The 11,952-nt window shown below is 67.7% G+C and carries 14 protein-coding genes; 1 reads left to right on the forward strand and 13 read right to left on the reverse strand.

All coding sequences use genetic code 11. The annotated features are described in order from the left end of the window. Positions 1–29: 29 nt before the first annotated feature. The 13 genes from E8D38_RS02155 to E8D38_RS02215 form a co-directional block, all read right to left on the reverse strand. Positions 30–1,157: a TRAP transporter substrate-binding protein gene (locus E8D38_RS02155; RefSeq protein WP_140626072.1), complete on the reverse strand. Its 1,128-nt coding sequence runs from the start codon at positions 1,155–1,157 to the stop codon at positions 30–32. Between the two features lie 220 nt (positions 1,158–1,377). After that, entirely contained in the window at positions 1,378–1,623 is a 246-nt protein-coding gene (locus E8D38_RS02160; protein ID WP_140626073.1) for an STAS-like domain-containing protein, read from the reverse strand. A gap of 44 nt (positions 1,624–1,667) precedes the next feature. Then, on the reverse strand, positions 1,668–2,798 hold the full coding sequence (locus tag E8D38_RS02165; RefSeq protein WP_140626074.1) for an acyl-CoA dehydrogenase family protein: 1,131 nt from the start codon (positions 2,796–2,798) through the stop codon (positions 1,668–1,670). Then, positions 2,785–3,216, reverse strand: a complete 432-nt coding sequence (locus tag E8D38_RS02170) for a DUF6841 family protein (protein WP_140626075.1) — start codon at positions 3,214–3,216, stop codon at positions 2,785–2,787. Before E8D38_RS02170 ends, E8D38_RS02165 begins: the two co-directional genes overlap by 14 nt. A gap of 8 nt (positions 3,217–3,224) precedes the next feature. After that, positions 3,225–3,890: an SDR family oxidoreductase gene (locus tag E8D38_RS02175; protein ID WP_246099308.1), complete on the reverse strand. Its 666-nt coding sequence runs from the start codon at positions 3,888–3,890 to the stop codon at positions 3,225–3,227. After that, the gene (locus tag E8D38_RS02180; RefSeq protein ID WP_246099309.1) at positions 3,887–4,285 is read right to left on the reverse strand and encodes a GIY-YIG nuclease family protein; all 399 of its coding nucleotides are present in this window, start codon (positions 4,283–4,285) and stop codon (positions 3,887–3,889) included. The genes E8D38_RS02175 and E8D38_RS02180 overlap by 4 nt, the downstream gene beginning before the upstream one ends. Positions 4,286–4,322: 37 nt before the next feature. Then, positions 4,323–5,504, reverse strand: coding sequence for an acetyl-CoA C-acyltransferase (locus E8D38_RS02185; RefSeq protein ID WP_140626077.1), 1,182 nt, complete (start codon positions 5,502–5,504; stop codon positions 4,323–4,325). 35 nt (positions 5,505–5,539) lie between these two features. Then, the gene (gene aceK / locus E8D38_RS02190) at positions 5,540–7,333 is read right to left on the reverse strand and encodes a bifunctional isocitrate dehydrogenase kinase/phosphatase (protein ID WP_140626078.1); all 1,794 of its coding nucleotides are present in this window, start codon (positions 7,331–7,333) and stop codon (positions 5,540–5,542) included. Between the two features lie 5 nt (positions 7,334–7,338). Continuing rightward, positions 7,339–8,043 carry a carbonate dehydratase gene (gene can / locus E8D38_RS02195; protein WP_140626079.1) on the reverse strand — a complete coding sequence of 235 codons (705 nt, stop codon included), beginning with the start codon at positions 8,041–8,043 and terminating at the stop codon, positions 7,339–7,341. Positions 8,044–8,095: 52 nt separating this feature from the next. Next, a complete protein-coding gene (locus E8D38_RS02200; RefSeq protein ID WP_140626080.1) occupies positions 8,096–8,539 on the reverse strand; it encodes an acyl-CoA thioesterase in 444 nt (147 codons plus the stop codon). Further along, positions 8,539–9,717, reverse strand: coding sequence for an isovaleryl-CoA dehydrogenase (locus E8D38_RS02205; RefSeq protein ID WP_140626081.1), 1,179 nt, complete (start codon positions 9,715–9,717; stop codon positions 8,539–8,541). Before E8D38_RS02205 ends, E8D38_RS02200 begins: the two co-directional genes overlap by 1 nt. Before the next feature lie 16 nt (positions 9,718–9,733). Beyond that, on the reverse strand, positions 9,734–10,183 hold the full coding sequence (locus E8D38_RS02210; RefSeq protein WP_140626082.1) for a PaaI family thioesterase: 450 nt from the start codon (positions 10,181–10,183) through the stop codon (positions 9,734–9,736). Between the two features lie 102 nt (positions 10,184–10,285). Continuing rightward, positions 10,286–10,738 (reverse strand): MerR family transcriptional regulator, encoded by a 453-nt coding sequence (locus E8D38_RS02215; RefSeq protein WP_140626083.1) that lies wholly within the window; start codon positions 10,736–10,738, stop codon positions 10,286–10,288. Positions 10,739–10,899: 161 nt separating this feature from the next. On the opposite strand from E8D38_RS02215, the gene E8D38_RS02220 reads away from it, so the two are divergent. Next, positions 10,900–11,952 carry an MBL fold metallo-hydrolase gene (locus tag E8D38_RS02220; protein ID WP_140626084.1) on the forward strand — a complete coding sequence of 351 codons (1,053 nt, stop codon included), beginning with the start codon at positions 10,900–10,902 and terminating at the stop codon, positions 11,950–11,952.

Below are 11,952 nucleotides of genomic sequence, written 5' to 3' on the forward strand. Positions count from 1 at the left end.
CGCCGCGGTGGGCGCCCTGCGAGACGGAATCAGCCGGTCTTCTTGGCGCCGCGGCCGAAGTAGCGGCTGTAGGCCATGTTGAAGTCGACCATGTAGTCGTTCTGCCACTGCTTGGCCCGCTGCGCGAAGGCCCTCTGCGAATCGAGCACCTTCTTGAACAGCGGGTTCTCGCCGCCCTTCTTGGCCATGATCTCGTCCCAGGCGTCCAGTTGCGCCTTCAGGATCGCATCGGGCGTCTTGTAGAACTTGACGCCGGCCTTCTTGAGCTCCTGGTAGTCCTTGGAGTTGCGGTCGATTGCCTTCCAGCTCATGTCGGCGCTGGCGGCCTGCACGCCGTAGTCGATGATGGCCTTCAGCTCCGCGGGCAGCCCGTCGTACTTGGATTTGTTGAACAGGATCTCGAACTGCTCGCCGCTCTGGTGGAAGCTCTGCAGCATGCAGTTCTTGGCCACGTCGGGAAAGCCCAGCACCCGGTCGCTGGAGGCGTTGTTGAACTCGGCGCCATCGATCAGGCCCCGGTCGAGCGCCGGCACGATCTCGCCGCCGGGCAGCGGGTTCACCGCCGCGCCCATGGCCGAGTACATGTCGACCGCGAGGCCGACGGTGCGGAACTTCATGCCCTTGACGTCGGCCGCCTTGGCGATCGGCTTCTTGAACCAGCCGAAGGGCTGGGTGGGCATCGGGCCGTAGAGGTACGACACCACGTCCATGTTGATGGACTTGTAGATCTCCTCGAGCAGCGCCTTGCCGCCGCCGTAGTAGTGCCAGGCCAGCACCATGTTCGGGTCCATGCCGAAAGCAGGTCCCGAGCCCCACAACGCGAGCGCCGAGTTCTTGCCGTAGTGGTAGGCCACCACGCCGTGGCCGCCGTCGAGCGTGCCCTTGTTCACCGCCTCGAGCAGCTGGAAGGCCGGCACCACCGCGCCGGCGGGCAGCACCTCGATCTTCAGGCGCCCGCCGGCCATGTCGTTCACCTTCTTGGCAAAGTCGTTGGCGTACTCATGAAAGATGTCCTTGGCCGGCCAGGTGCTCTGGAAGCGCAGCGAGGTGGTCTGCGCGTTCGAGACCATCGGTGCGGCCATCGCGCCGGCGCCCACCGCGGTGGCGGAGGCCCGCTTGAGGAAGCGGCGGCGTGCTTGCGGGGTCGGTGTGCTCATGGCGTCTCCTAGGTGCTGGTTTCGCTGGGCTTGTGGACCCCGCAGCCCCGGCTGATCGAGCCCGGGCTGCGAGTGCACACCGATCGTAGACAGCGCAACCTGCCACGCATGAGGCGGAAAACCCGCCCTTGGCGCGCTCAACGCACAAGCTGCGCGATGAGCGCGCATGGGGCGGTGCAGCGAGGGATGGGGCTGCTGCGGCGCAGCAGCTCCGCCACAATCAGCCGGCGAAACCGATGCGGGCCAGCGTCCGCTGCACACTCTCGTTGGCGTGCGCGACGTCGATCTGGATGCCGGGATGCGCAGCGCGCCACACACGGAAGACCTCGTCGGCGAATCCTTGCTGCATGTGCGAGACCCCGGTGAAATCGAACGTGACGGCCTCGAATCGCTCGAGGCCCATGACCAGCCGCTTGCCCTGAGACCTGGACACCAGCGAGCCGTCGGCTTGCTCGAGCAACGCCACGCTCACGACGGTTCTTGTGTCCACGGCAAGAGCAGGCTGGCAACTCAGCCCAGCGCGCGGCCGATGAGGATGCGCTGCACGTCGGAGGTGCCTTCGTAGATCTGGCACACGCGCACGTCGCGGTAGATGCGCTCGACCGGGAAGTCGCTCACGTAGCCGTAGCCGCCGTGGATCTGGATCGCGTCGGAGCAGACCCGCTCGGCCATCTCGGTGGCGTAGAGCTTCGCCATTGCGGCTTCCTTCAGGCACGGAAGGCCGGCGTCCTTCAGGCTGGCGGCATGGTGGATCAGCTGGCGCGCCGCCTCGATGCGGGTGGCCATGTCGGCCAGGCGGAACTGCACCGCCTGGTGTTCGAAGATGGGCTGGCCGAAGGCCACGCGCTCGCGGCTGTAGCGCAGCGCCGCCTCGAAGGCCGCACGTGCCATGCCCACCGCCTGCGAGGCGATGCCGATGCGTCCGCCTTCGAGCCCGGACAGCGCGATCTTCAGGCCCTGGCCTTCTTCGCCGATGAGGTTCTCGGCCGGCACGCGGCAGTTCTCGAACAGGATCTGAGCCGTGTCGCTGGCATGCTGGCCCATCTTGTCCTCGAGCCGCGCCACGCTGTAGCCGGGCGTGTTGGTGGGCACGATGAAGGCGCTGATGCCCTTCTTGCCGGCGGCCTTGTCGGTGACCGCCATCACGATGGCGACGTCGCCGTTCTTGCCGCTGGTGATGAACTGCTTGACGCCGTTGAGCAGGTAGTGGCCGCCGTCCTTCGTGGCGGTGGTCCTGAGGCCGGAGGCCTCGGAGCCGACGTGCGGCTCGGTCAGGCAGAAGGCGCCCAGCATGTCGCCGCGCGCCAGCGGCCGCAGCCAGCGCTCCTTCTGCGCCTCGCTGGCCCAGGCCATGAGGATGGAGCACACCGGACAGTTGTTGACGCTCACGATGGTGGACGTGGCGCCGTCACCCGCGGCGATCTCCTCGAGGATGAGCGACAGGCTCAGGTAGTCGAGGCCCGCGCCGTCCCATTCGGCGGGCACGGCGACGCCGTAGCAGCCCAGCCCGGCCAGGCCCTTGAGCTCCGCAGCCGGGAAGCGGCCGGTCTTGTCCCACTCGGCCGCCTTGGGGGCGATGTTGTCCTGCACGTAGGCGCGCACGGCGTCTTGCACGGCGCGGTGGTCTTCACTGAGCAGCATGTCGCTTCATCTCGCTGATGTTTTCCTGGTAGGCCGTGCATAGCACGACGCGCGGCCCGTGCGGCGTGCGGGCCAGGTTGTAGCCGGTGCAGAAGCGCTGCAGCACGGAGCCGTCGGCGCGGGTGAGGGTCCAGCGCACATTGGCGAACGCGCTGTCGGCGCCCAGCGGCGTGTGCGCCACCATCTCGAAGTCGGCCCGGTGGTATCCGTTGCCTCGATACAGCTCGCACAGCGCGCGATGGTTGGCCCGCATCGGCGCTTCTTCCACCCATTGGGTCAAGGTGGCATGCGCCTCGCCGTCACGCGTGTGCACGATGCCGCTGGGCGTGTGCCACAGCTCGGCCACTGCATCGCCGTCGAGGCGGTTGAAGGCGTCGCGGTAGGCCTCGAAGAAGGCCAGCATCTCGTCGAGATTCATCGGGGACCTTACCAGTCCAGCGGCTGGCCGTCGTGGTTGAGGAAGCGCCCGGTGTCCGCGGGCGAAAGCCGCGCCAGCGTGGCCCGCATGTCGCCCACGCTCTGCTCCACCGGCAGGTCGGCGTTGGCGCCGCCCATGTCGGTGCGCACCCAGCCCGGGTGGAAGGCCACGCAGACGGCGCGCTCGCCCAGCACCAGCGACACGTCCTTGAGCACCGAATTCACCGCCGCCTTGGAGGCGCGGTAGAGCCAGCTGGACGCGCTGGTGCGCAGGCCCATCGAGCCCATGCGCGACGACAGCACGGCGAGCTTGGCGCCGGGCGCGAGCGCGTCGGCCAGCTGCGGGATCACCTGCATGGGGCCGAGCACGTTGGTGCGCATCACCGCGTCGAAGTCGGCAAGGCTGGGCGTTTCGAGCGCCGTGGTGCGCGGGCCGATGACGCCGGCGTTGACGATGGCCACGTCGAAGGCTTCGCCGTCGATGCGCCAGGCGAGGCCGGACACGCTGGCGGCATCGGCCACGTCGAGCGCGAAGCTCTTGCAGCCGATGGCCTGCAGCCTGGCGATGCCTTCGTCGGTGCGCGCCGTCGCGACCACCCGGTCGCCGGCTTCGCGGTACTGCCGCGCGAACTCGAATCCGATGCCGCGCGAGGCGCCGATGATGAGGATGTTCACGAGGTGGTGCTTGGAGATCCGTCGGTGGGCTTCGATACCTCAGCCCGAACGGGCGATTCTTGCCCGCCGTCTGCGTGTGCCCGTTCGCCCTGAGGTATCGAAGGGCTTGCGGCAAGGTGCGCAGGCAGAGGATTTCGCACACCCCAGGCGTGTCGCCGAACCGCGAGCCAGTCTCCGCGGATCAACGCCTCCTTCTTGGTTCGGCTCCAGCCTTTGACCCGTCGCTCGGCAGCGAGCGCCTCTTCGCGCGTTCCGAACTCCTGTGACCAGCACAGCACCACAGGGCGGCGGGTCGCGGTGTAGCCCGGTATCCCGCCGGCCTGGTGCGCGGCGACTCGATGCTCCAGATCTTCGGTGTGCCCTACGTAGTAGGACCTGTCCCGACACTGGAGCATATAGGCGTAGAACGACAGACGGCCCCCTCCGGCAGCGTCAGATCAGCTCGACCGCCATCGCCGTCGCCTCGCCGCCGCCGATGCACAGCGCGGCCACGCCCTTCTTGAGGCCGTGCTTGCGCAGGGCGCCCAGCAGCGTGACCACGATGCGCGCGCCGCTGGCGCCGATGGGGTGGCCGAGCGCCACCGCGCCGCCATGGATGTTGACCTTCTCGTGCGGCAGCTTGTGCTCGTGCATGGCGGCCATGGTCACCGCGGCGAAGGCTTCGTTCACTTCCCACAGGTCTACGTCCCTGGCGGCCCAGCCGGTCTTCCTGAGCACCTTGTCGATGGCGCCCACCGGCGCCACGGTGAACCACTCGGGCGCCTGGGCATGCACCGCATGCGCGACGATGCGCGCCAGCGGCTTCAGGCCGCGCTTGTCGGCGTCGGACTGGCGCATCAGCACCAGGGCCGAGGCACCGTCGGAGATGCTCGACGAGGTGGCGGCGGTGATGGAGCCGTCTTTCTTGAACGCCGGCTTGAGCGCCGGGATCTTGTCGAGCTTGGCCTTGAAGGGCTGCTCGTCCTTGGTGATCTGCACTTCGCCGCCCTTGCCGGCCACCGCCACCGGCGCGATCTCCCAGTCGAAGCTGCCGTCGCTGTTGGCCTTGAGGGCACGTTCGGTGGAGGCGATGGCGAAGGCGTCCTGCGCCTCGCGGCTGAAGCTGTACTTGGCCACGCAGTTCTCGGCGAACACGCCCATCGCCTTGCCGCGCTCGTAGGCGTCTTCCAGGCCGTCGAGGGCCATGTGGTCGTACACGGCCGAGGCGCCGTACTTGATGCCCTTGCGGGCGAACATGAGGTGCGGCGCGTTGGTCATGCTTTCCATGCCGCCGGCCACCACCACCGAGGCGCTGCCTGCGGCCAGCATGTCGTGGGCGAACATCATGGCCCGCATGCCGGAGCCGCACATCTTGCTCAGGGTGACGGCGCCCGCGGAGTCGGGCAGCCCGGCGCGGCGCAGCGCCTGGCGTGCCGGCGCCTGGCCCTGGCCGGCCATCAGGCAGTTGCCCAGGAGCACCTCGTCGACCGCGTCGCCCGGCACGCCGGCGCGTTCGACCGCGGCCTTGATGGCCACCGCGCCCAGCTCCCAGGCGGCGAGCGACGAGAAATCACCCAGCAGGCCGGCGATGGGCGTGCGGGCGGCGGAAACGATGACGATCGGGTCTGCGGACATGAGGCTCTCCTTCACGGGTCGAACGAAGACGGGGATCAGGCCGTTGCCGTTGCGCTGGCCGCGGCAGCGGCGGTCGAACGCCGCTGCCGCTTGAAGCGGCGCTCGGCGTCGTAGGGGAAGACATCGTGCACATGGCCGGCGCGGATGCGTTCCTGGTGGTTCTGCCAGAACGCCGGGTCCAGCAGGTCGGCATGGTGCTTCAGGAACACGTCGCGCACGGTCGGGTTGCCGAGCAGGAAGGGGCCGAAGGTCTCGGGGAAGACGTCCTTCGGGCCCACGCTGTACCAGACCTCGCCGGAAAGCTCTTCCTCCTCGGTGCGCGGCTGCGGCACATGGCGGAAGTTCACGTCGGTGAGGTACTCGATCTCGTCGTAGTCGTAGAACACCACCTTGCCGTGACGGGTGACGCCGAAGTTCTTCCAGAGCATGTCGCCGGGGAAGATGTTCGCGGCCACGAGGTCCTTGATGGCGTTGCCGTATTCGACGACCGCATGCTCGATCTGCTGCGGCGTCGCGTCGTGCAGGTAGATGTTGAGCGGGATCATGCGCCGCTCGATGTAGCAGTGCCTGATGACGAGGTCGTCGCCGTCTTCTTCGACCAGGCTCGGGCAGAAGTGCTTGAGCTCGGCGACCAGTTCTTCCTCGAAACGCTGGCGCGGGAAAGCCACGTCCGAATATTCAAGCGTGTCGGCCATGCGGCCCACCCGGTCGTGCTGCTTCACCAGCAGGTACTTGCCCTTGATCTGCTCGCGGGTGGTGTCCTTCTGCGGCGGGTAGAAGTCCTTGATGACCTTGAAGACGTAGGGGAACGACGGCAGGTCGAACACCAGCATCACCATGCCCTTGATGCCGGGCGCGATGCGGAACTTGTCGCTCGAGTGGCGCAGGTGGAAGAGAAAGTCGCGGTAGAAGATGTTCTTGCCCTGCTTCTGCAAGCCGAGCGTGTTGTAGATCTCCGAACGCGGCTTGCGCGGCATCAGCGAGCGCAGGAAGTGCACGTAGGCGGCCGGGATGTCCATCTCGACCATGAAGTAGGCCCGCGCGAAGCTGAACAGCATCTGCAGGTCGTCTTCGCCGAACAGCGCCGCGTCGATGTAGAGCTGGCGCCGCGAGTTGTGCAGGATCGGCAGCGCGAACGGGATCTCGCGGAAGCCGTTGACGATCTTGCCGACGACGTAGGCGCCCTTGTTGCGGAAGAACAGCGACGACAGCACCTGCACCTGGAAGTTGATGCGCAGGCGCACGTCGCCGAACTGCAGCCGCAGCTCCTTGAGCACCATGTCGATGTCGCGGCCCAGGTCCTCGAACTCCAGCGCCAGCTGGAAGTTGTCGACGATGCGCAGCATCGTCTCGCGCAGGGTCTCGCGCGTGGGGTAGTAGGCGCGATAGGTGGGCAGCGACGCCGGCTCGTCGTTCTCGATGTACTCGGTGGACATCACCGGGCGCACGAAGATGAAGTCGTTGTTGAAGTAGCTGCGGTGCAGGATCTTCGTGGTGACCGAATTGAAGAAGGTCTCGGCGAGCTCGGGCTGCAGGTGGCGCGTGAGCAGTCCGATGTAGTGCAGCTTCACCTGCTGCCACACGTCCATGGGCACGCGGCTCGCGCCGAACTCGTGCTCCAGGCGCTCCACGCATTCGTCGACCCGCTTGTCGTAGAACTCGATGCGCTCGCGCTGCGCGCGCTGCTGCCCGTGCCAGTCGGCCTGCTCGAAGCGCTGCTTGGCCGCCGCGCTCACCTCGCGGAACAGCCGGTAATGGCGGTCGAACCCCTCCAGCATGGCCTGCGCGATGTCGAAGGCGCGCGAGTCGGTGAGCTGGGTGGGGAACATGGCCGTCAGGGGTTGCGGATGTCGAGCAGCGGGGCCGGGCCGGTGTCGGCGCTGTCTTCATAGCGCCGGTGCAGTGCGGCCAGCGCCTGCTCGTAGGCGCGCGGCACGTCCTCGGCCCGGGTCACCGTCATGCGCAGGTCCTTCAGCAGGCCGTTGTGCAGGCCGTACACCCAGCCGTGCACCACCACCTCCTGGCCGCGCTGCCATGCGTCCTGCACCACGGTGGTCTGGCACACGTTGAGCGCCTGTTCGAGCACGTTGAGCTCGCACAGCGCATTGACGCGGCGCGACGGCGCCACGCTGTCGATCCAGTGCTGGTGGCGGTTGCGCACGTCCTGCACGTGGCGCAGCCAGTTGTCCACCAGGCCTACGCGCTGGTCTTCGAGCGCGGCTTTCACGCCGCCGCAGTTGGAATGCCCCACCACGATGATGTGCTTCACCCGCAGGGCGTCGATCGCGAACTGGATCACCGACAGGCAGTTGAGGTCCGAGTGCGCCACCACGTTGGCCACGTTGCGGTGCACGAACAGCTCGCCCGGCAGCAGGCCCACCAGTTCGTTGGCCGGCACGCGGCTGTCGGCGCAGCCGATCCACAGGTATTGCGGTGCCTGCTGCTTGAGCAGTCGCGTGAAGAATCCGGGTTCGCGCGACTCGGTGCGCGCGGCCCATTCCCGGTTGCTGTCGAAGAGTTCCTTGAGGTCTGTGGTCATGTGTGGAGGGCCGCAACGCGTGAGGCGGAGGCGGCCGCCGACAGTGTAGGCGTCAGTCGTTCCACGGCAGTTCCATGGGGGCGCCGAAGGCGCTCGCCTTGTCGGCCACCGCCTGCGGCAGCGGGCAGGCTTTGCGGGCCAGCGTGTCCAGGTGCACGCCCACCAGCCGGGTCAGCGCCGACACCTCGCCGGTGCCGGCATTGCGCATCTCGTGCGCGAAGCGGATCACCTTGCCGCGCGCCTCGAGCACGGTGGAGCGCACCACCACCGTGTCGCCGGCATGCAGCTCGCGCTGGTAGGCGATGCGCTGGTCCACCGCCGCCATGCCGCGCTGGTGCTCGCGCAGCCAGGCCGGGCTCAGACCGAGCATGGTGAACAGCTGCCAGGTGGCCTCGTCGAACTTGCCCACGTACCACATGACGTTCATGTGGCCCATGTGGTCGCAGTGCCACGGGTACACCGTGCCGCGGTAGGTCTCGACCAGGCCGTCGGCCATCACATGGTCTCCGCGAACAGCTCGCGGCCGATCAGCATGCGGCGGATCTCGCTGGTGCCGGCGCCGATCTCGTACAGCTTGGCGTCGCGCCACAGGCGGCCCAGCGGGTATTCGTTGATGTAGCCGTTGCCGCCGAACACCTGGATGCCCTCGCCGGCCATCCAGGTGGCCTTCTCGGCGCACCAGAGGATCACGCTGGCGCAGTCCTTGCGCACCTGGCGCACGTGTTCGCTGCCCAGCGAATCGAGGTTCTTGCCCACCGTGTAGCAGAAGGCGCGCGCGGCCTGCAGCACGGTGTACATGTCGGCCACCTTGCCCTGGATGAGCTGGAACTCGCCGATGCTCTGGCCGAACTGCTTGCGGTCATGGATGTAGGGCACCACGTTGTCCATCACCGCCTGCATGATGCCGATCGGCCCGGCCGCCAGCACCGCCCGTTCGTAGTCGAGCCCGCTCATCAGCACCTTGGCGCCGCCGTTGAGCGCGCCCAGGATGTTCTCCTGCGGCACCTCGACGTTCTGGAACACCAGCTCGCCGGTGTGTGAGCCGCGCATGCCCAGCTTGCTGAGCTTCTGCGCGATCGAGAAGCCCTTCATGCCCTTCTCGATGAGGAAGGCGGTCACGCCGCGCGCGCCCAGCTCGGGCTCGGTCTTGGCATAGACCACGAGCGTGTCGGCATCGGGGCCGTTGGTGATCCACATCTTGCTGCCGTTGAGCAGGTAATAGCCGCCCTTGTCCTCGGCCTTCAGCTTCATGCTGATGACGTCGGAGCCGGCGCCCGGCTCGCTCATCGCGAGCGCGCCCACATGCTCGCCGCTGATGAGCTTCGGCAGGTATTTCTTCTTCTGCGCCTCGTTGCCGTTGCGCTTGATCTGGTTGACGCACAGGTTGGAATGCGCGCCGTACGACAGCCCCACCGAGGCCGAAGCGCGGCTGATCTCTTCCATGGCCACCATGTGCGCCAGGTAGCCCATGTTGGCGCCGCCGTACTCTTCGCTCACGGTGATGCCCAGCACGCCGAGCTCGCCCATCTTGCGCCACAGGTCCATCGGGAACTGGTCGGTCTCGTCGATGGCGGCCGCGCGCGGCGCGATCTCGGCTTGCGCGAAGTCGCGCACCGCGTCGCGCAGCGCGTCGATGTCGTCGCCGAGCATGAAGTTCAGGCCGGGCAGGTTCATGGTTTGTCTCCTTCGATCAGTGTTTGACGTCGTCACGGCCGGTCACCGTCATCACGGTGGCGGTCATGGTCGCGACCAGCTTCTCCTGGCCGTCAGTGTCGAACTGCAGCGCGCGACCGTCCACCACGCTGATGGTGCGGCCGGGCTTGACGACCTGCCCCTCGAAGCGGAAGTGCGGGCCCTTGGCCGGCGCCAGCAGGTTCACCTTGAATTCGATGGTGAGCACCGCGGCATCGGGCGGCATCAGGCTGAAGGCTGCGTAGCCGCAGGCGGAGTCGAGCGCGGTCGACACGATGCCGGCATGCACGAAGCCGTGCTGCTGGGTGTAGGCGCTTCGGTGCGCCATCGCCAGCACCACCCGGCCCGGCGCCACCGCCTCGAGCGACACGCCCAGCGTGGCCATCGCGGCCTGGCGCGCAAGGGAGGCGCGCACGCGTGCTTCGTAGTTGGAATCGGCCGGGTGCATCGGGGACCGCTGAACGTTGACGTTTACGTAAACGTCAATACTAGCAGGCCAGCCGGCACGCGGGCGATGTTCGGGCGGGTTGGTCGGGTATCCGCCGGGCGGTCAGGCGGACTTCTTGCGCTCGTTCTCGGCTTGCGCCAGCAGGCGGCGAGACTCCTTTTCGTGAGCGCGCACTTCGTCGAGCGTCACCTGCAGGTCGGCCATCTGCTGTTCCAGCTGCTCGCGATGGGCCGCCAGCACCACCAGGAACTTCTTGAGCTGCGGCACCGTGTCGCGGGGCGACTCGTACATGTCCACCAGCTCCTTCACCTCGGCGAGGCTCAGGCCCAGCCGCTTGCCGCGCAAGGTGAGCTTCAGGCGCGTGCGGTCGCGGTGGGTGTAGACCCGGTTGCGCCCGTTGGGTCCGTCGCGATCCGGACTCAGCAGGCCGCAGTCTTCATAGAAGCGGATGGCGCGGGTGGTGAGGTCGAACTCGCGCGCCAGTTCGCTGATGGTGTAGGTCGGTGCGGCCCGGGTGGAGTCGGCTGCAACTTGCGAGACAGCGGGGTTGGACATGGCTGCCTAGAATGGGTCGGTTGACGTTTACGTAAATGTAAATCGAAACCACCCCCGTAGCGCCTTCGGCGCTCCCCCTCGAGGGGGCGACGCCGGTGGACCGGCGGAGCCGGATCCACGGCGTCCACTCCCGCTTTGCGTGTCGTGGCAGAGGAGCAGTAATGAATCGACTGGAGCACCAGCTCACGTATCCGTTGGGCGAAACGTTGCCGTCCTCCGGCACGGCGCTCGAGGTGGCGCCCGGGGTGCGCTGGGTGCGCATGGGGCTGCCGTTCGCGCTGGACCACATCAACCTCTGGCTGCTGCGCGACGAGCTCGACGGCCGGGCGGGCTGGACCATCGTCGATTGCGGCATCTCGAACGACGCGACCCGCACCGCCTGGGAGCAGGTGTTCGCCGGGCACCTCGACGGCCTGCCCGTGCTGCGCGTGATCGTCACCCACATGCACCCCGACCACATCGGCCTCGCGTCATGGCTCACCGAGAGGTGGCAGTGCCGCCTGTGGGTCAGCGCCACCGACTACAACGCGGCGCGCCTGGCCACCGCCAGCACCACCGGCTACGGCGGCGACGCGGCGGCCGCGCATTTCGCACGCCACGGGCTGGCCGATCCGGAATCCATAGCCAAGGTGAAGGCGCGGTCGAACTACTACGCATCGATGGTGCCGGCGGTTCCCGCGAGCTTCCGGCGCCTGCTCGACGAGCAGGTGGTGCGCATCGGCGGCCGCGACTGGCGCTGCATCGCCGGCTACGGCCACGCGCCCGAGCACATGAGCCTCTTCTGCGAAGAGCTGCGCGTGATGATCTCGGGCGACATGGTGCTGCCGCGCATCTCCACCAACGTGAGCGTCATCGACGTCGAGCCGGAGGCGGACCCGCTCTCCCTCTACCTCGCGTCGATCGAGCGCCTGCGCGCCCTGCCCGCCGACACCCTGGTGCTGCCGGCCCATGGCCGACCGTTCACCGGCCTGCACACCCGCATCGACCAGCTGCAGGCCCACCATGACGAGCGCTTCGCCGAGGTGATGCAAGCCTGCGCGGCAAGCCCCTGCAGCGCGGCCGACGTGCTGCCGGTGCTCTTCAAGCGCACGCTCGACCTGCACCAGACCACCTTCGCCATGGGCGAGGCGATCGCGCACCTGCATGCGCTGTGGCATGCCGGGCGCCTGCAACGGAAGGTGGATGACGGGGTGTTCCGCTTCTCGCCGGCCTAG

The organism is Methylibium rhizosphaerae (genome assembly GCF_006386545.1).
Lineage (GTDB): Bacteria > Pseudomonadota > Gammaproteobacteria > Burkholderiales > Burkholderiaceae_C > Pseudorivibacter > Pseudorivibacter rhizosphaerae.